Origin of the sequence: Candidatus Accumulibacter similis, from assembly GCA_013347225.1 — a bacterium.
In the GTDB taxonomy this organism is placed as follows: Bacteria; Pseudomonadota; Gammaproteobacteria; order Burkholderiales; family Rhodocyclaceae; genus Accumulibacter; species Accumulibacter similis.
This window is the reverse complement of record CP054595.1, coordinates 1,679,206-1,697,532: the sequence shown is the minus strand read 5'-3', so window position 1 is coordinate 1,697,532 and position 18,327 is coordinate 1,679,206. Positions and strand designations below refer to the sequence as shown.

Sequence of the window (18,327 nt, the reverse complement as noted above, 5' to 3'; positions counted from 1 at the left end):
CGCAGCGACCCGTCCGTGCCCGCACCGGTCCGCTGGCATGAAAGCGGCGGACAACCGCGCCGAGCGGGTTTAACATGCGGACATGGTTCGTTCCCTTCGTTTCTGGCTGGCGCTGGCGCTGGCGGCCGTCGTCGTCACCGCCACCGTCGCCGTCGTCGTCGTGCTCGTCGTTGTCCTCCTTCCCCGCCTCAACGATCAGATGGAAAGCAGCAACCGCGCGCTGGGCATTTCGCTCGCGGGGCAGGTGGACGATTTCCTGCGCGATTCGGCCGAGGTGGTGACCCGCCTCGCCAGCGAGATCGAGAGCGGCCCGCGTGCAGCGGCCGACCACCTCCGCGTTCTCCTCGACACGCTGGCGCAGGCGCACCCGCCGCTGGACGCGCTCTACCTGCTGGATGCACGCGGGCGGGTTATCGAAGTCGGCCTGCCGCGCGAGCGGCGGGGGCAGCGTCGCGAGTTGGTCGGTCTCGACTTCTCGGCGCGTGCCTTTGTCGCCGCCGCAAGACCTGCCGGCAGCGCGTTGTGGTCGGACAGCTACCTGTCGCAGAGCGGCCGCATCGTCGTTGCCGTCTCCGTGCCGCTGCGCCCGGCCGCTGCTCGCGCCCATGACGCACACTGGTCGCTCGTCGGCGAACTCGACCTCGAGAGCCTCTCCGACCACATCGCCGAGCTGGGCGAGGGCGGCAGCCTGCTGACGATCATCGTCGATCGCCTCGGCCAAGTGGTGGCGCACCCCGATCCCGCTTTCGCCACACGCCAGGAGAACCTGGCGCAACTGCCGCTGGTCAAGGCAGGCCTCGCCGGTCGCTTCAACACCGAGTGCTTTTCGCTCGCGGGCAAGGAATACATCGGCACGGTGACGCCAGTGGGCAACTCCGGCTGGCTGACGCTGGTCGCGCAGCCGGAAGAGCAAGCCTTCGCCACCATGCGTACGACCTTGCTCGGCGTCGCTGCCGGATCAGCCATCGCACTCGCGCTGGCTGTGCTCGCCGCCTCGATTTACGGCGAGCGACTGGTGCGGCGGATTGCCGCCTTCAACCGGCACCTGCAGGCGATCGCCGACGGCGACTACAGCGCCAGCCTGCCTGCGTCGCGGGCCCTCGAGCTGGCGAGCCTGGCGAGCAACCTGCAGCGGATGGCGAGCGCCGTCCTCGAACGAGAGGCGGCGATCATCGCCTCCGAAGAGCGCTATCGCGCCCTCTTCAGCGACGCACCGTTGGCTTACCAGTCGGTGGACGTCAGCAGCCTGCGACTGGTCGCGGTGAACGACGCCTGGCTCAGCCTGCTGGGCTACGGCAACGCCGAGGTGGTCGGCCGACCGGTCACCGATTTCCTGACCGAGGAGTCGAAGGAACGCCTGAGCGAGGTCCTGCCCGCTTTCGTCGCCAGCGAGCGCATCAGCGACCTCGGCTGCGACTTCCACCACAAGGATGGCCGAACCATCACGACGCTGATCAACGGGCGCATCCACCGGGGCCCGAATGGCCGGGCGCGGACCCATTGCATCCTCACCGACGTCAGCGAGCGCAGGCGAAGCGAGGAAGCGCGGCAACGTGCGGCATCGTTGCTTGAACATCAGGCGGCACGTACGCTGGCGATGCTCGATCTGCCAAAGGCAGCCGAAACGATGTCCGAGAACGAGTTCATCGAGCACGGCCTGGCCGAGGTCGAGAGACTGACCGGCAGCCAGCTCGCCTTCGTCTATTTGATCGCCGACGAACCACCGGCCGCGGCTGCAATCACCTGGTCGAAAGCCACCCGTGGCAGCCGCGTGCCGGCGATCAGCGAAAGACTGTGCGCCGGTACGCTGGCCGGGATCTGGAAGGAAGCGCTGCAGCGGCGTGCGCCGGTACTCTACCAGGACCGTCAGGCCGTCCTCGCCGCCAGCCCGCCGGCGGCCAGCGCCGGCCTGGAGCGGCTGATCAGCGTGCCGGTGATCGAAGGCGGCGTTGGCCGCATGATGCTCGGTGTCGGCAACAAGGCCGAGGCCTACAGCGAGCACGAGATCGAGACCGCCCGTCTGCTCAGCCAGGACATCTGGCGCATCGTCAATCAGCACCGCACCGAGCAGGCGCAGCGGCTCGCGGCAACCGTGTTCTCGGCCAGCAATTCGGGTATCTGCGTCACCGATGCCGGGCAGCGAATCGTCTCCATCAACCCGGCGCTGACGACGATCACCGGCTACAGCAGCGACGAGATCATCGGCCGCACGCCGCGGCTGTTCTCCTCGGGCCGGCAGCAGGTCGGTTTCTACCGCGAGATGTGGAGCGGCATCGAAAGCGCCGGCGCCTGGAGCGGCGAGATCTGGAATCGGCGCAAGAACGGCGAGATCTTCCCGGCGTGGCTGACGGTCACCGCCGTCACCGGTGTCGAGGGCAAGGTCACGCACTACATCGGCAGTTTCTACGACATCACCGAGCGGAAGCGCTCGCAAGACCACACCCATTTCCTCGCGCACCACGATGCACTGACCCGGCTGCCGAACCGCCGCCTGCTCGACGAACGCATCCGCGACGCGATCAGCTGTTCGCGCCGCGAGAAACTGCGGACGGCGGTGATGCTCCTCGACCTAGACCGCTTCAAGCTGATCAACGACACCCTTGGGCACGACGTCGGCGACCGCCTGTTGAGCCGTGTGGCGGAGATCCTCAGCAGCGTTCTCGGCGAGCGCGATACCGTCGCGCGGCTGGGCGGCGACGAGTTCGTCATCGTCGTTCCCGGACTGGCCGACGTGACGCGCGCAGCATCGCTGGCGAGCAGGCTGATCGAGGTGGTTTCGGCACCACAGCTGATCGACGAGCTGCCATTCCAGGTCACGCCGAGCATCGGCATCAGCGTGTACCCTGACGACGGCGAGGATGGCCCGACCCTGCTGCGCAACGCCGACACGGCGATGTATCACGCCAAGGAACGTGGGCGGAACAACTTCCAGTTCTTCACCCCGGCAATGAACGAGGCGCTGCGCGAGCGGGTGGCGATCGAACAGGACCTGCGCCTGGCGATCGAACGTGACCAGTTCGAGCTCTTCTACCAGCCGCAGGTTGACAGCCGCAACGGTCGCGTGGTGGGCTGCGAGGCGCTCCTGCGCTGGCACCATCCGCAGCTCGGCCTGGTGGCGCCGGGCCGTTTCATCGCTGTCGCCGAGGAGACCGGGCTGATCGTCACGATCGGCGCCTGGGTTCTGCAGCAGGCTTGCCGCCAGGCACGCGCCTGGTGCGATGCCGGTCACGGCGGCATGCGCATCAGCGTCAACCTCTCGCCACGGCAACTGCAGCAGGCCGACCTTGCCGAACGCATCGCGGCGACGCTCGAAGCCTGGCGGCTGCCCGCCAGCAGCCTCGAGATCGAGCTTACCGAGAGCATGCTGATGGCCGACCCGGTGAGCGCCAGCACGCTGCTGCACCGCCTCGCAAAGCTCGGCGTCCGCCTGGCGATCGACGACTTCGGTACCGGCTACTCCAGCCTCGCCTATCTCAAGCGCTTTCCCGTCGCACGGCTGAAGATCGACCGCTCGTTCGTGCGCGACCTGACGACCGATGCCAATGATGCCGCGATCATCGCCGCCGTCGTTGCCATGGCGGCAAGCCTGAACATCGAGGCTGTCGCCGAGGGCGTCGAGTCGGTCGAGCAACTGCGCTTCCTCGAGGCGCACGGTTGCTTCGTGATCCAGGGTCATCTCTTCAGCCGGCCACGCCCGGCCGCCGATTTCGCCAGCTTTCACTTCCCGCTGCCCGCTGCGACCGGCTGAAACGCAGCCCGCGCAGGCAGCCGCGGCGCGTGCGCCGCCGCGAGGCCGCGACGGCGCGCGCTCAGAACATCAGGCGGGCCAGCAGCAGGCCGGTGGTGACGGCAACCGCCGTGGCCACCAGGCCGGGGATCATGAACGAGTGGTTGAGGACGTACTTGCCGATCCTCGTCGTCCGGGAAAGGTCGAAGTTGATCGCGGCGATCAGCGAGCCGTAGGTCGGGATGAAGAAATAGCCATTGACCGACGGGAACATCGCAATCAGGAACTGCGGCGGTATGCCGAGCGCGATGCCGAGCGGCATCAGCGCCCGGGTCGTCGCCGCCTGGCTGTAGAGCAGCACCGACGCGAAGAACAGGCCGAAGGCGAAGGTCCAGGGCGCCGCTTCGGCCCAGTGCCCGATCGCCGGCACGATGACGTCCTTGTTGGCGGCGATGAAGCTGTCACCCAGCCAGGCCAGCCCGAAGATGCCGATCACCGCGACGACACCGGCGCGCAGTGTGGCGGTCTTCGGCACCTCATCGACGTTCACCCGGGTGAGCATCAGCATGATCGCCGCCACCGCCATCATGACGATCTCGATGACGACCGGCATGCCGAGCGGGCCCTTCGCCCCAGGCAACTGACGCAACTGGGGAAAGAAGCCGAAGAGGACGACGAGTGCGACGCCGGCGAGAAAGAGGAAGGCCGACAGCTTCGCTGCCGGCTTCAGCGGCGGCCGCTCGGCCGCCGTCTGCGGCACCGGGATCAGGCCCGCCTGCAAGCGGGCCTGGTACTCGGCATCGTCGCGCAGATCCTTGCCGACGAACATCGAGACGATCGCCGCCGCGACGACGCCGGTCAACGTCGCCGGCACACAGATCATCAGGATCTGCGGCAACCCCCACTGGCTCATTCCCTTCTCGGCAAAGAGACCGATCATCGCCGCCGTCGCCGCCGCCACCGGGCTGGCGGTTATCGCCTGCTGCGAGGCAATGGTCGCGATCGCCATCGGTCGCTCCGGGCGAATGCCGTTCTGGTGTGCCGTTTCGTAGATCACCGGCAGCAGCGGATAGACGATGTGTCCGGTGCCGGCGACGAAGCTGAAGCTCCAGGTGGTCAACGGCGCGACGATGGTCACGTACTTCGGGTTGGCGCGAATGATGCGCTCGGCCACCCGCACCAGATAGTCGATGCCGCCGGCGGCATCCATCACCGACGCCGCCATGATCACGGCGAGGATGATCAGCATGACGTCGATCGGCGGCGAAGTCGGGGTGACGCCGAAGCCGACGACCAGCAGCAACAGTCCGACAGCTCCCCAGAGACCGAGTCCGACTCCGCTGTAGCGGGCCCCCATCCAGATCGCCGCGAGGACGACGACGAACTGCAGGGCGATGCTGATGCTCATGATCCATTCTCCAGTCTGCCGCCACGGCGGCGTCGATCACGGCCGCCGCTGCCGATGCAGCGGCGCCGGGCCTGCGGCATGACGAGCCTGCTGCCGCCGGGATTACTCGCTTTGCGGACTGATCAGGTTCTCGAAGGAGAAGATCTCGTCCCACTGCTCCTGGCTCAACAGCTTGCGCTCGCCGACGACGATCTGCTGCAAAGACTTGCCGGTCTCGTAGCCCTCACGGGCGATCTCGGCGCACTGTTTGTAACCGAGGGTCGGCTTCAGAACGGTGACGATGCCAAGCGAATTGAGCACCATCTGTCGAGTGTGCTCGCTGTTGGCGCTGATCCCGTCGACGCAGTTCACGCGCAGGCTGGTGACCGCGTTCTCCATCGTGAAGATCGAGGTGAACAGGGCGAAGGTGATCACCGGCTCCATCACGTTGAGCTGCAACTGGCCGGCCGACGCCGCCAGGGTCACCGTCAGGTCGAGCCCGATCACCAGGAAGCTGGTCTGGTTGACCACTTCCGGGATGACCGGATTGACCTTGCCCGGCATGATCGACGACCCCGGCTGCATCTGCGGCAGGTTGATCTCGTTCAGACCGCAGCGCGGACCCGAGGCGAGCATGCGGATGTCGTTGCAGATCTTGGTCAGCTTGGCGGCGGTGCGCTTGAGTACACCCGAGAGCTGAACGTAGGCGCCGGTGTCGGACGTCGCCTCGACGAGGTCGCCAGCGAGAATGAAGCTGGTCCCGGTCAGCTCGGACAGATGTCGCGTCGCCAGTTCCGGATAACCGGGAGCTGCCGTCACCGAGGTGCCGATCGCCGTCGCCCCGAGGTTGATCTCGTGCAGCAGTTGCCGCACCTCGGCGAGGCGGCTCACTTCCTCGCCGATCGTCGTCGCCCAGCCATTGAACTCCTGTCCGAGCGACATCGGCACGGCGTCCTGCAGGTGTGTACGCCCCATCTTCAGCACGCGCTCGAACTCGTCGGCCTTGCGGCGGAATGCTTCCTGCAACCGCCGCAGGGCGTCCATGTAGCTCGCCAGGCGCAGAATCAGCGCCAGCCTGAACGCGGTCGGATAGACGTCGTTGGTCGACTGGCCGTAATTGACGTGATCATTCGGATTGAGATACTGATACTCGCCCTTGCGATGCCCGAGGCTCTCCAGCGCCAGATTGGCGATGACCTCGTTGGCATTCATGTTGGTCGAGGTACCGGCACCGCCCTGGATGAAGTCGGTGACGAACTGATCGCACAGTTCGCCGGCGATCAGGCGGTCACAGGCGCCGGCAATGGCATCGGCGAGACGCGCATCGAGCACGCCGAGGTCGCGGTTGGCCAGCGCTGCCGCCTTCTTGACATAGCCGAAAGCCTTGACGAAATACGGCTCGGCCGACATCGGGATGCCGGTAATGTGGAAGTTCTCCTTGCCGCGCAGCGTCTGCACACCGTAGTAGGCGTCGTCCGGCAGTTCCTTCTCGCCCAGAAAGTCCTTCTCGATTCGTGCCATGGCGACTCCTTTCAGTTGATCGGGCTGCTTGTCGATGCGACCCCCTCATTCTAGTCGATCAGCCACTCCGTGTTCGACACCCTTCACGTGCCAAACGCATGAACGGGGTCAGGTGGCAAATGAAACCAATGGGTTGGCGCGCGGCGAAGGATTTCCTGCCGTGCCACCCGCGGTCCAGCAAGCCATTGGGATCATGACCATACCTGGATACGGCAGCGACATGTTCGCAAGAATCACCACGTCCGGCCCGAGGCACAGTGCGTCGAGCCTGTCGAATCGTACCGGGACACCGCCGGGTACGTCGCCAACGGGTCATCGCCACCCCCGGGCGCATCGAGGCGGTGCGATCGGGCGAGGCCGACTCGCTGCTCAATGGGTGCTGCGGGCGTTGCGGAAGCCCGCCTGGAAGAGGGTACCGGCGAGGTCACCTTTGCGCCTGCGCCTTCCGTCGGCGACACCTGGCTGCTGACCGCCTTGTGGAAGAAGTTGGGCTCCGCCGATGCCTTTCGCCGATTGCTGCGCAACCGGCACCAGTCCAACGCCGATCGCCGGCTGCGCAATCGCTCACTCCCCCTTAGGAAAAGCTGCGAGCATGATGATTTGTATGGCATAGTTGCGGAACTTGCTGACGACCTGACGGACGCCACATGATGCACCTGAGCAAAGATGAACTGTTCAAACCGCTTGCGCTGCCGGCCACAGCTGCTGCGCAAGCTGCGAGGGCTGGCCGAATCGAGCGCTGCGCGAGTCACCCGGGATAGGGGAAGAGATGGAAGGCATCATGAAGACGCTGATGGCCGCCATGCACGCGGCGCGCATCGATCCGCCGCCGGAAGGACTCCCGGCCCGTTGCGCGAACGCGATGGCGCGACGGCGGCAGCTGTGCGGAGCGCATCGGATCGATGAGCACTCGGTGCTGCATGCCGTCGTCAGCGAGTTCCTCTGCGAGTGGAACGTGATCCGGCGTCCGGTCGCCGAACCCCACCTGTCGCTCTCCAGCCACGGCGCGGAACAGGCGCTGCGACACTGGGTGATTGCGCGCACCACCAGCCACGGCGCGCGCGCTGAGGAGGGATCCCGTGTGTGTCTTGGCTTTCCGCGCCTGCCTCATCGAAACCAGTCGCCGTCGCGGAGCATCCGCCTGGCAGGACCTCGGCACCGCCATCGCCGCCGCGCGCAACGGCTTGCAGTTCCCCGCGATCCCCGCCATCCCGGCAACCGTGCAGGGGAGTGAATGACTACCGCCTTGCTGCCGTTGGTTTTCCCATCCTTCGGCTGGGGGCGCAGGGACGCCCCCAGCCACGGGCCGCTCGTGTCTCAGCCAACCACGGGGCTTCGTGCGACTGCCCTGGGGGTGCATTCGCGCGGCCCGATTTCCGAAGACTCCCGCTCCCTTGCGCCATGCGAAATCTGATCAGAAATCTCCAGTCTTACTGGCTGGCGGACGCCAGTTTCCTCACCTTGCTGATCATGCTCCTCACCGCAGTGTTCGTACTTCCGGTGATCATGGAACATAGTGTCCACGGTGTCCGGCTGTTCAACATACTCCTGCTCAGCGTGTTCTTTTCAGGGATATTCTCGACACGCAGCATGGGGCTCATAGCCGTCTCCTCGACTCTGTTCGGCATTCACCTGGCGCTCCGACTGATCCGCTTCGGAGAAAATCCGTACTCATTCTTTGTCCTGGAGAATTTGATAGGCATCGCCAATACTTTGGTTTTCATTTTCATCAACCTCCAGTTGCTCTTTCGCGACCAGATCGTGAACGCTTACCGGATAGTCGGAGCGGTCAATGTCTATCTCCTGCTGGCACTCATGGGAGCGCTGACCCTGGAGGTCATTCATGTCGCTACCGGCGTTTCCATCGGCGGCAATGTCGTGCTGAGTGGTACGGACAATGACTACGTTCACTTCATTTATTTCAGCCTGGCTTCGCTGACTACCGTGGGCTACGGCGACGTCTATGCCGTCAGCACTTCCGCCAAGATGCTGGCCGTCTTCCTATCCACTCTGGGCGTCATGTTTCCGGCGATAGTCATCGCCCGCATGGTCGGACTGGCTTCCAGCCCCAGTTGATCGGCATGCGCCGGACCAATTGGGGCCAACCTGTTGGGACCCACTGGCTGGACACCCAGGTACTCACCTGCTGCGGTGGTCGTTCCCGTCCTTGCCTGCGGATCGACGCCGCAGCCGCGGGTGGCGAAGGTCTTGAGCCTGGCCTTGCATCCAATGCCGCTGATCAGGCGTATTCAGGACAGGCGGCTGCAGACGGGCCGCCCCAAGCGCCGCCCGGACGCACAGGGCAGGGTGCTCGACACTTGGCCTGGCTGGCGGCAGCCGGCAGAATGCCGCTGGCGGGAACGATGGAGTGAGCAGCCGATGGACTACACCGACAACCTGGCCGCCGAGCCACGGGCTGCCAGCGAGGCGCCAACAGCGCTCGCCACCACCGGCTGCCCACGGCTGCCGGTGGCCGACGATCCGCGACTTCTGGACGCGGTCGGCCGCGTCGTCCGCCAGGACGAGCAGGCACTGGCCGAACTCTACGACGCTTTCGCCGGGCGCGTCTATGGCCTCGCACTGCGCATCGTGCGCCAGGTGCAGACGGCCGAAGAAGTCACCGAGGATACCTTCTGGCAGGTCTGGCGACAGGCACCGCGCTTCGATCCGCAGCGCGGCAGCGTGGCGGCCTGGGTGCTGACGATCGCCCGCAGTCGCGCGCTCGACGCCGTGCGCCGCCTCGATCCGGCAGAGCCGCTCGACGAAGAGAGTCTGGCGGCCGTCGCCGGCGACAGCGACCCGCAGGATCTCCTGCACGCGGTGCAGCAGGAACACCGCCTGCACGCGGCACTCCGCACGCTCGACGCCGTGCCGCGGCAGCTGCTGGCACTGGCGTTCTTCCGCGGCCTGTCGCACGAAGAGATCGCCAGCCAGATGAGCATGCCGCTCGGCACCGTCAAGTCGCACATTCGCCGCGCCCTGCTCCGCCTCCGCGATCTTCTCGGCAGCGATGATCCCCGTTTTCCGATGGTGACCCCATGAACCGCGAGCCCACCAGCCCCAACAGCCAGACAAACGACCACGACGAGCAGGAAGCGCTGCAGCGAATGATCTGCGAAGGTCTGGCGCCGATCGCGCTGCCAGCCGCCGACGCCGCCGGCCTGCGCAGCCGCCTGCTGCAGCGTGTCGGCCGCAGCGCCCGCCGGCACGCCGGCCTGATCACCGTTCGCGTCGGCGACGGCAGCTGGCGCAGGCTCATCAAGGGCGTCCGCAGCAAGCTGTTGCACGCTGGCGTCGACGGCGCGTCGGTGCTGATCGAACTGGCGGCCGGCGCGACGCTGCCGGTGCACCGCCACCAGCATCTCGAGGAGGGCATCGTCCTGCGCGGGACACTGCAACTCGGCGAGCTGAATCTGCTCCCGGGCGACTACCACGCCTCGCCTCCGGGCAGCCGCCACGGGCGCATCTCGTCCCGTTCGGGCGGCCTGGCATACCTCCGCGGCAGTTCGCTCGGAAACACCCGCGCCGCTCTCGGTGAACTCATCAGCGGACTGCTGCCACATGCCGGGCCGGCGGCGCACACCGTCCTCGCCGCCGGCGGCGGCTGGGAACCGATCGCCGACGGCGTCGAGCAGAAGATCCTCTGGCGCGCCGGCGACGTGGTGTCGCGCTTCTACCGCCTGGCTGCCGGCAGCCGCCTGCCGGCGCATGCGCACGACTGCGACGAGGAATGGATGATGTTCAGTGGCGACGCCTACCTCGGCGACCTGCTGCTGCAGGCGGGCGAGTTCCACGTCGCGCCGGCGGGCAGCGCTCACGGGGAGATCAGCAGCGAACATGGCGCTCTCGCCTTCGTCCGCGGTCACGCCATCGTGCCATGAGCCGGCCGGGAGTGAGCCGGCGCTTCGTCATGATCAGTCGCTGGCGACTCGAGACGACCGCCGAGCGGCTTTGGCACCTGCTGACGCAGCCGACGCAGTGGCCCGCCTGGTGGCCTTGCCTGCGCCGCGTCAGCGAGCTGGCCAGCGGCGACAGCGAGGGCATCGGCGCGCGCCATGCCTTCGTCTGGAGCAGTGGTCTCGGCTACCGCTTGCACAACATGGCCGGCACCACCAGGGCTGACTGCCGTCGCCGCTGCGCCGGCGGCCAGGATCGGCACCGATTGCGGCACTATTTGGCTGAATTAACTCTGATTCCCCTGGCCTTTCCCGGGTCTTCTTCCTATACTGGCGGGACAAGAAGAGCATTCGAACCATTCTGCGAGGAGACACTCATGAAGATCTGCCTTCCGGGATTGCTGCCAGAGCAGCTGTTGGTCGATCTGCCGGAGATCGACGCCCAGCACGAAGAAATCTTTTGCCGCATCGAGGCGCTGAAGACGGCCTGTTTCGAGAGCAGTCATGTGCCGGTTGACGAGTTCGAGGCGCTGCTCGAATACTTCGCAATGCACTTCGCCACCGAAGAGCGGATGGCTGACGAGGCCGGGCTCGATTTCGTCGACCACGCACGCATCCACGAGGACACGCTGCGCCTGCTCGGCCGGGCACTGGGCGAAGTGATTCGTGGTGGCAGGGACGCGCATTCGTTCCTGCGCTACTGCGAGTACTGGTTCGAGCGTCACATCAGCGAAGACGACCGTCTCTTCATCAGCAACCTGCAATCATCGAACTTCATGCCCTCACCCGGCTTCTGGCAGAACGGCGACCTGCAGGCCAGCGCCTGAGTCCGCCCGGCCGCCTGACAACGACTGGCAAGCCACATTCGCGACAGGCATCCCCGACTCTCCCTGCCGCGTCACCCCGAAGCGCCCGCGAGCCGGACGGTGGCACACGGAGTTCCGTCGCCGCGCTCAGCGGTAGGGCGTTGCTGACGGCGGCGAACAGTTGCCCTTCTTCGCCTGACCCGGAGGGCAGTGAACCCCCTCCCCCTGCCCCTGCGCTTTCCCCTTGCCGTGGTGCTTTTGCCAATAGACCGGGTCTCGCCACTGCTTGCCGTCCCAGTAATAGCCGCGCCGGTCGCGGTCACCGAAGCGGATCGTCGCGCCGCCGGTCTGTATCTCCACGCTACCGACGTTGATCTGGACGTCCGCCGCCGGGGCCATGACGGGCAGGACCGCCAGCATCGCACAACACAGGATCCTTCTCATCGAGGCAATCTCCATCGCGTCAAGGTGTGCGGCATCATGCGTGCCGCTGCAGGTGCCGCCACTAGGGTTCCGAGCGGGTGACGGCCGCCAGCTGCGCGAGGTAGTCCTGGTGCACCGGCAGGCTCAACGCGTTGGGCCGCAAGGCCTTGACGGCAGCGACGGCAGCCTCCTTCGACCAGCCCCGCTCGAGCAGGATCTGGGCCGCCATCAGCCCGGTGCGACCGGAACCACCCTTGCAATGGATGGCGACCCGCTTGCCGGCATCGAGCAGTCGGTGCACCGCCTCCCGCTGCGCCTGCCAGGCGGCAGCAAAATCAGCCGCCGGCGCGTGATCGTCCTCGATGGGCAGGTGAAACCACCGCAGCCCACACGTTGCGCACAGGTCGCCAAGTGTGCTCACCCCGTTGCTCGCCATTTCGTCGCTCGGCATCAGGGTCAGCACGGCCGCAGCGCCGGCAGCCTGCAGCTGCTCGACTGCCCCCGCAGCGTCGACGCCGCGCGTTCCCGGACATGGGGTGAGGATGAAGCCGGCGCCGCCCTGGTCCAGGGGCAGCAGGTCGGAAGGATGCGTGTTCATGGCGTTGGCTGTCGGTGAGGGTTGGCGGGCGGACCACCGGCAAAGCGCGATGCGCGTGGCGGCGGTGGCCGAGGAAAGAGGCACCGGTCGGTCACCCGCCATGCCGCTGCCGATTCTACCCGACTTGAAGCGCCGTGGTCAGTACCGGATACTTGCTTGCAGCCACTGCCGCTCATCAGGAGCGCCACCTTCGACAAGGAAGACCAATGCCGGGACATTTCCTGCCACAGGCACCGCGACCGATCCGTTGCCGGGCGCCGCTGCTGCCAGCCCTGCTCCTGCTGTTCGTTGCGATGTCGCCACTCGCCGCGTCAGCGGAGGTCTTCGCCAGCGAACTGCAGCGCTTCCGGCTGCGCATCGTCAGCGAAGGGCTCGAGCATCCGTGGGGACTCGCCTTCCTGCCCGACGGCCGGATGCTGGTCAGTGAACGTCCCGGGCGCCTGCGGCTGATCGATGCCAGCGGCAGGGTCGACCCCGAGCCCGTTCGCGGGCTGCCGCCGATAGCGGCATTCGGCCAGGGCGGACTGCTCGACGTCGCGCTGCATCCCCGCTACCGTGACAATGGCTGGATCTATCTCTCCTACGTCGGCGAGGGGCCGGGCGGCTACGGCACCGAGGTTCTGCGCGGCCGGCTGCAGGGCAAGACGCTGCACGCCGTGCAGATCCTTTTCCGCATGCGTCCCAAGTCGGGTGGCGGGCAGCATTTCGGCTCACGTCTGGTCTTCGATCGACAGGGATTCCTCTTCATCACGCTCGGCGATCGTGGCGAGATGCAGCGGGCGCAGCGGCTCGACGATCACGCCGGTTCGGTCATCCGCCTGCACGACGACGGCAGGGTGCCGGCGGACAATCCCTTCGTCGCCCGGGCCGGTGCGCTGCCCGAGAAATTCACCCTCGGCAACCGCAACATCCAGGGCGCTGCGCTGCACCCCGACAGCGGTGAAATGTGGGCACACGAGCACGGGCCGCAAGGCGGCGACGAGATCAACCTGATCCGTGCCGGCCGCAACTACGGCTGGCCGGTCATCACCTACGGCAGGAACTACGGCAGCGGAACGCCGATCGGCGAAGGGACCGCCAGACCCGGCATCGAGCCGCCGCTGCATCAGTGGACGCCGTCGATCGCCCCCTCGGGAATGGCTTTCTATACCGGCGAGCGCTTCCCGCACTGGCGCGGCAACCTCTTCGTCGGCGCCTTGCGTGACCAGATGCTGCTGCGCCTGCAGCTCGACGGCCCGCGCGTCGTGCATCAGGAGCCGCTGTTGAAGAACGCCATCGGCCGCATCCGCGACGTTCGCAACGGCCCCGACGGCTTCATCTACGTACTCACCGACAGTGCGCGCGGCGTCCTCGCGCGTCTCGAGCCGCTGCCCTGATGAGCCGCTCCGGTGATCCGCGGGCCGCCGCTGCAGCCTCGTTGCTGCAGCTCGCCAGCGATGGCAAGTCATCGCGACCCGACCCGACAGCCGTCCCGGACCGGGCAGATCCCGCCGCGACGGCGGCGACCCGCGGCTTCGACTGCCGCAGTTGCGGCGCCTGCTGCGCGGCATTCCGAGTCTCGTTCTACTGGGCCGAAGCCACCGTCCTGGCGCTGCCCGACGAACTGGTCGAGCAGCTTTCGCCCTGGCATGCCTGCCTCGCCGGCAGCAACTCCGCCGCTCCCCGCTGCCGGGCGTTGCAGGGCGAAATCGGCAGCCGCGTCTGCTGCACCGTCTACACACGACGACCGTCGCCCTGCCGCGAGCTGCAACCCGGCGACGACCGCTGCCGCCGCGCCCGGCAGCGCCACGGACTGCCGCTCAGCGGGCTGCCGCCAGCCGCCGCATCGCCGCTCGCCAACGATCACTGAGCAGCCTGCTGCCGCGCCGACATCCCTGCTTCCCGACGATCGATGGCGAACGGCTTGGCGGCATCCTATACTGGAAGGCCGACGAGCGACTACCGTCCGTCACCGACCGCAACGACTGCCGGAGACACCGATGCCCGCTGCCAGCGATCCCCCGCCAGATGCCGCCGATGTCGGCACGCCGCCGGCAGCGCGACCGCGGGGCCGTCTGCGACTGGCGATGCGTTTTCTGCCGGCGCTGCTCGGCGCCGCCATCGCCGACGCGTCGCCCGCTGCCGACGGAGCCGCCACCGCCTACGCCGCCGCCCGCCAGCGTATGGTCGACCAGCAGTTGATCGCCGACTGGCGTGGCATCAGCAATCCGCAGGTGCTGCGGGCGATGGCAACGGTACCGCGGCACGAGTTCGTGCCGCCGGAGATGCGGCAGAGCGCCTACGAGGACCACCCGCTGCCGATCGGTCACGGACAGACGATCTCGCAACCCTACATCGTCGCCTTCATGACCGAGCAACTGGCACCGCAGGCGAGCGACCGAGTCCTCGAGATCGGCACCGGATCCGGCTATCAGGCGGCGATCCTGGCCGGCCTCGTGCGCGAGGTCTACAGCATCGAGATCGTGGAGCCGCTGGCGAAACGCGCCGCCGGCGATCTGGCGCGGCTCGGCTACCACAACGTGCGGGTGCGCCACGGCGACGGTTACCTCGGCTGGCCCGAGGCGGCCCCGTTCGACTCGATCATCGTCACCTGCGCCCCGGACCACGTGCCGCAACCGCTCGTCGACCAGCTCCGCGAAGGCGGCCGCATGGTCATCCCGGTCGGCGATTTCGGCAACCAGAACCTCTTCCTGCTCAGGAAGCAGGGCGGCCGGCTCGAACGTGAACGCATCCTGCCGGTTCGCTTCGTGCCGATGACCGGTACCGCCGAGAGCCACCGGCGGTGACCGCCGCCGGTAACGGCCGCTGACACAGCCGTACCGGCGGAGCGTCGTTCAGCCTTTCCGGCGCGCCTCGATCAACTGCCGGATGCGTTCGATCTCCAGGCGCTTGGCCTCGGGCGAACCCCAGGGAATCGCCCGCTGCGCGCCGGCGCCCGCCGCCGCGCTTTCTGCCTGCAGCGCCCTCGTTGCGGCGAGGCGCGCCTCGTCGCGCGCGCGCTCGACCGCCAACAGGCGCTCGGCGGCGATCGGCGGGCTGCGTGCCGGCAGGCCGGCGAGTGCGAGGAGGCGGTCGATGGCCTTCTGCACACTGTCCCATTCGCCGTGATCCCAGTGCGAGACCTCGCTGATCAGCGGCAGATTGAGAGCGGAGACGACCGGCAGCCAGACCTCTTCCTCGCCTTCGCGGCGACGCACCGAGAGGCCGGGATCGAACTGGTACCAGCCCTGCTGCAGGCGCCGGAACAGCCCCCGGTTGTAGGCGTAGTCGCGGTCGATCTCGTTGCGCGCCAGCACCGAGGAAAGGTACTGCCGCCGCCGGCGGTCGGGGCGGACGATGTTGGCCGGCAGGTGCTGCCAGGCGTCGAGAATGTCGCTCGCCTCGAAAGCCCCCATGCGGCGACGCTGCGGGTGGGTGAAGCGCGACTTGAAGAGCACCCAGAGCGTCTGGAAGAGCGAATACTCGGCCAGGTGACGGTCGAGGCGGACCAGCCGGTCACCGGTACGCAGGTCGATGCTGGCCGGTGCGAGCCGCTCGTAGAGCGCGGCGAGCGGACCGGTCGCAAAGGCCGGATCGCGGAAGCCCTCGCGCAGGGCCCAGTGCAGTGCGTTGTAGCCGTATTGGTCGACGGCATCGCGGGCGGCACCGCGTTCGAGCAGGGCGTCGACGAGCGGCAGGTTGCCCGCCGCCGCCGCCGCCATCAGCGGCGTCTGGTTCATCGGCAGCCGATGCTCGATGCCGTACTGCTCACACTGCTTGAGGATGTCCTTGAAGTGCGACGCAAAATACGGCACGAAGGTCTTGCGGCCGAAGGTCGCGCGCTGCTTCGTGTAGTTCGTCGCCTGCTCGAAGCGCGCCTCGGCGGCCAGCCAGACGGCCAGCTGTGGCTCGTCGTGGCAGGTCGCGTACTCGTAGAGTTGCTGTTTCATCTTGGCGCCCGGCGCCCGTTCGCGGAACACCTTGTGCAGCAGCTCGACGAGCTTCTCGCCGTTGAGCACCGGCCAGGGCACCGGCGCCTGCTTCAGGATCGTCCGCCGGATCGCTTCCGCCTGCTCCTGCTTGCCCTGCAGTTCGAGCTTGCGCGCCTCCTTCTGCCAGTCCTCGAGCGTCGATTTCTGCGCCACGACGCTGAGCTGGCCGACGCTCAGGCCGAGCAGGCCGACGAGCGGATGCGCGCTGTCCGACTCGATCACATAGACGTTGCGGATCGCCCGCGTCAGCGCGACATAGAGCGCATTGACGAAGAACTTGTAGACCTCGAGCGACTTGTCGCTCTTGTCCTTCGCCCGCCGGTAGTCGAGCGTCTCGACCTCGAGATCGGCGGCGGCAACGCCATCGACGATCTCGCCGAACTCGGCGCGGTGATCGGAAATGAAGCGGTAGAGGACGATGTTCTCGTACTCGAGGCCTTTCGCCTCGTGGATCGAGAACAGCAGCGGCGTCGCGAAATGCCGGCGCGCCTCGACCTTGTCCTCGTCGCGCATGACCAGCACGGCGAACTGCGTCGACTGGCGGATGTTCTGGTCGAGTTCGCGCTTCGTCGCCTCCCGGTCGGGGACCAGTGCCACCTGCCCCGCCTCGCCGCCGACCGCCTGGACGAGGAAGTTGCTCTCGCGGTCGATCGAGCCGAAACGCCGGTGCTTGATCTTCAGCAACTGGTTGGCGACGCGCGTCGCCTCGAGCCCGTTGCGGAAGTTGGCGCTGAGGACGCGCAACTGCTGCCGCTCGGCGAGCTTCGGATCCTTCCAGAACAGGCTCTTGACCTGGCTCCAGGAGAAGAAGTTGGGGTGGACGATCTGGTTCGAATCGCCGCAGAGCAGGAAGTGGCCGGGCTTCTTCAGCGTCTTCAGGACCAGTGCCAGTTGCACGGTGGTGATGTCCTGCACCTCGTCGATGACGACGAAGTCGTAGCGCGGCGCCGCCAGCGCCTGCCAGTCCTGGGCGACGAGGTTGAGGTCGTAGAGCTTCGCCTCGGCCAGCCAGGCGCGATACCTGTCGAACAGTTCGTAGAGCCGGTCGCGCTGCTCGACGGCAAAGATCGACTGCCGGACCCCGAGCGCCAGGTAGTCCTCGCGGCTCAGGATGCCGCCGGCACCGGCCGCCAGGACACCGCGAATCTCCTCGAACACCTGGTGCCCGTCGAACTCGCGGAACGTCTGCCGCATGCGCGCGAACCAGCCGGCGAAGTCGCGCCAGGTCGCCTCGCGGCCGACCGGCACGCGGATCGACTCGACGAACTCGCGATACGACAGGAAGACCGCTTCCTGCCCCGTGTGCTCGAAGCCGTGGGCGTAATAGAGGTCGCGGGCGCTCTGCGCGAGGTAGCTCGAGTGCGTGACGTAGAGCACCTCGCCTTCGGCGTGCTTGAGCTTCTCCAGGGTCAGCGCCGTCTTGCCGCTGCCGGCGCTGCCGACGACGATCAGCGGCGCCGGCTGGCGGTAGATCGCCTCCTGCGTGTCGTCGAAGGAGATCGGCTTGTCGAGCAGATGGATCGCCGTCCGTTCCGGGTGCAGGTAGCGCAGCGGTTCGGCTTCGCCGACCGCCGTCGCGGCGTCAATGTCGGCGACCCGGCTCTCGTCGATCGCCGCGCCGCGCAGGAAGCGCGACTTGTCGTAATCGTGGTTGGCGATCACCTCGAGCATCAGCGCGCACACCTCGTCGCCGTGGCGGACGAGCGAGAAGAGCAGCCGGTCGGCATCGTCGAGGCGGGCGCGGTAGAACTTGCCGTGCCTCAGATTGACGAGCTTCTTCACCTGCGCGGCGCGAAAATCGCCGCGCGCGATGGCCTCCGCCACCTTCCTGTAGCTCGCCCGGACGCGCGTGGTGTCCAGGCCCGAGTATTCGAGAATCTTCACGACTGCTTCCGGCGTGGTGGATGGGAAAGCTGTGCAGTGTCGCCGACGCGCCCGAACCGGGCGGGCCCGGCGAACGACGACCGCTGGACCATCGGTGGCCCCGGTCGCCGACAG

At 67.1% G+C, this 18,327-nt stretch carries 14 protein-coding genes and 1 pseudogene; 10 read left to right on the top strand and 5 right to left on the bottom strand.

The window, feature by feature from the left end:
- Positions 1 to 82: 82 nt before the first annotated feature.
- Positions 83 to 3,748, top strand: a complete 3,666-nt coding sequence (locus HT579_07845; GenBank protein QKS28839.1) for an EAL domain-containing protein — start codon at positions 83 to 85, stop codon at positions 3,746 to 3,748.
- 61 nt (positions 3,749 to 3,809) lie between these two features.
- On the opposite strand, the gene HT579_07840 is transcribed toward HT579_07845, so the two are convergent.
- Together HT579_07840 and HT579_07835 are read right to left on the bottom strand one after the other, a co-directional pair.
- Positions 3,810 to 5,135, bottom strand: coding sequence for an anaerobic C4-dicarboxylate transporter (locus HT579_07840; protein QKS28838.1), 1,326 nt, complete (start codon positions 5,133 to 5,135; stop codon positions 3,810 to 3,812).
- 102 nt (positions 5,136 to 5,237) lie between these two features.
- Positions 5,238 to 6,635: an aspartate ammonia-lyase gene (locus HT579_07835; GenBank protein QKS28837.1), complete on the bottom strand. Its 1,398-nt coding sequence runs from the start codon at positions 6,633 to 6,635 to the stop codon at positions 5,238 to 5,240.
- 372 nt (positions 6,636 to 7,007) lie between these two features.
- Between HT579_07835 and HT579_07830 the strand changes: the two genes are divergently transcribed.
- The 6 genes and pseudogenes from HT579_07830 (at position 7,008) to HT579_07805 (ending at position 11,358) form a co-directional block, all read left to right on the top strand.
- On the top strand, positions 7,008 to 7,286 hold the full coding sequence (locus HT579_07830) for a hypothetical protein (protein QKS28836.1): 279 nt from the start codon (positions 7,008 to 7,010) through the stop codon (positions 7,284 to 7,286).
- 24 nt (positions 7,287 to 7,310) lie between these two features.
- A pseudogene (locus HT579_07825) lies at positions 7,311 to 7,873 on the top strand (transposase).
- Positions 7,874 to 8,036: 163 nt separating this feature from the next.
- Positions 8,037 to 8,711: a two pore domain potassium channel family protein gene (locus HT579_07820; protein QKS28835.1), complete on the top strand. Its 675-nt coding sequence runs from the start codon at positions 8,037 to 8,039 to the stop codon at positions 8,709 to 8,711.
- 303 nt (positions 8,712 to 9,014) lie between these two features.
- Positions 9,015 to 9,677, top strand: a complete 663-nt coding sequence (locus HT579_07815; GenBank protein QKS28834.1) for a sigma-70 family RNA polymerase sigma factor — start codon at positions 9,015 to 9,017, stop codon at positions 9,675 to 9,677.
- Positions 9,674 to 10,516, top strand: a complete 843-nt coding sequence (locus tag HT579_07810; GenBank protein ID QKS28833.1) for a cupin domain-containing protein — start codon at positions 9,674 to 9,676, stop codon at positions 10,514 to 10,516. The genes HT579_07815 and HT579_07810 overlap by 4 nt, the downstream gene beginning before the upstream one ends.
- A gap of 392 nt (positions 10,517 to 10,908) precedes the next feature.
- Positions 10,909 to 11,358 (top strand): hemerythrin family protein, encoded by a 450-nt coding sequence (locus tag HT579_07805; GenBank protein ID QKS31558.1) that lies wholly within the window; start codon positions 10,909 to 10,911, stop codon positions 11,356 to 11,358.
- 126 nt (positions 11,359 to 11,484) lie between these two features.
- Here HT579_07805 and HT579_07800 read toward each other — a convergent pair whose 3' ends face one another.
- Together HT579_07800 and HT579_07795 are read right to left on the bottom strand one after the other, a co-directional pair.
- On the bottom strand, positions 11,485 to 11,781 hold the full coding sequence (locus HT579_07800; GenBank protein QKS28832.1) for a DUF2502 domain-containing protein: 297 nt from the start codon (positions 11,779 to 11,781) through the stop codon (positions 11,485 to 11,487).
- Positions 11,782 to 11,842: 61 nt separating this feature from the next.
- On the bottom strand, positions 11,843 to 12,358 hold the full coding sequence (locus tag HT579_07795; GenBank protein ID QKS28831.1) for a dual specificity protein phosphatase family protein: 516 nt from the start codon (positions 12,356 to 12,358) through the stop codon (positions 11,843 to 11,845).
- A 293-nt stretch (positions 12,359 to 12,651) separates the two neighbouring features.
- Between HT579_07795 and HT579_07790 the strand changes: the two genes are divergently transcribed.
- The 3 genes from HT579_07790 (at position 12,652) to HT579_07780 (ending at position 15,144) form a co-directional block, all read left to right on the top strand.
- Positions 12,652 to 13,734, top strand: a complete 1,083-nt coding sequence (locus tag HT579_07790) for a PQQ-dependent sugar dehydrogenase (protein QKS31557.1) — start codon at positions 12,652 to 12,654, stop codon at positions 13,732 to 13,734.
- The gene (locus HT579_07785) at positions 13,734 to 14,207 is read left to right on the top strand and encodes a YkgJ family cysteine cluster protein (GenBank protein QKS28830.1); all 474 of its coding nucleotides are present in this window, start codon (positions 13,734 to 13,736) and stop codon (positions 14,205 to 14,207) included. Before HT579_07790 ends, HT579_07785 begins: the two co-directional genes overlap by 1 nt.
- A gap of 130 nt (positions 14,208 to 14,337) precedes the next feature.
- Positions 14,338 to 15,144 (top strand): protein-L-isoaspartate(D-aspartate) O-methyltransferase, encoded by an 807-nt coding sequence (locus HT579_07780; protein QKS28829.1) that lies wholly within the window; start codon positions 14,338 to 14,340, stop codon positions 15,142 to 15,144.
- 48 nt (positions 15,145 to 15,192) lie between these two features.
- On the opposite strand, the gene HT579_07775 is transcribed toward HT579_07780, so the two are convergent.
- Positions 15,193 to 18,213: an ankyrin repeat domain-containing protein gene (locus HT579_07775; GenBank protein ID QKS28828.1), complete on the bottom strand. Its 3,021-nt coding sequence runs from the start codon at positions 18,211 to 18,213 to the stop codon at positions 15,193 to 15,195.
- Between the last annotated feature and the right edge of the window lie 114 nt (positions 18,214 to 18,327).

Excerpts from the sequence above, each read along its gene's own strand:
- HT579_07845 (QKS28839.1), top strand. The coding sequence starts at position 83 with ATGGTTCGTTCCCTTCGTTTCTGGCTGGCGCTGGCGCTGGCGGCCGTC.
- HT579_07840 (QKS28838.1), bottom strand. The coding sequence starts at position 5,135 with ATGAGCATCAGCATCGCCCTGCAGTTCGTCGTCGTCCTCGCGGCGATC.
- HT579_07835 (QKS28837.1), bottom strand. The coding sequence starts at position 6,635 with ATGGCACGAATCGAGAAGGACTTTCTGGGCGAGAAGGAACTGCCGGAC.
- HT579_07830 (QKS28836.1), top strand. The coding sequence starts at position 7,008 with ATGGGTGCTGCGGGCGTTGCGGAAGCCCGCCTGGAAGAGGGTACCGGC.
- HT579_07820 (QKS28835.1), top strand. The coding sequence starts at position 8,037 with ATGCGAAATCTGATCAGAAATCTCCAGTCTTACTGGCTGGCGGACGCC.
- HT579_07815 (QKS28834.1), top strand. The coding sequence starts at position 9,015 with ATGGACTACACCGACAACCTGGCCGCCGAGCCACGGGCTGCCAGCGAG.
- HT579_07810 (QKS28833.1), top strand. The coding sequence starts at position 9,674 with ATGAACCGCGAGCCCACCAGCCCCAACAGCCAGACAAACGACCACGAC.
- HT579_07805 (QKS31558.1), top strand. The coding sequence starts at position 10,909 with ATGAAGATCTGCCTTCCGGGATTGCTGCCAGAGCAGCTGTTGGTCGAT.
- HT579_07800 (QKS28832.1), bottom strand. The coding sequence starts at position 11,781 with ATGAGAAGGATCCTGTGTTGTGCGATGCTGGCGGTCCTGCCCGTCATG.
- HT579_07795 (QKS28831.1), bottom strand. The coding sequence starts at position 12,358 with ATGAACACGCATCCTTCCGACCTGCTGCCCCTGGACCAGGGCGGCGCC.
- HT579_07790 (QKS31557.1), top strand. The coding sequence starts at position 12,652 with ATGTCGCCACTCGCCGCGTCAGCGGAGGTCTTCGCCAGCGAACTGCAG.
- HT579_07785 (QKS28830.1), top strand. The coding sequence starts at position 13,734 with ATGAGCCGCTCCGGTGATCCGCGGGCCGCCGCTGCAGCCTCGTTGCTG.
- HT579_07780 (QKS28829.1), top strand. The coding sequence starts at position 14,338 with ATGCCCGCTGCCAGCGATCCCCCGCCAGATGCCGCCGATGTCGGCACG.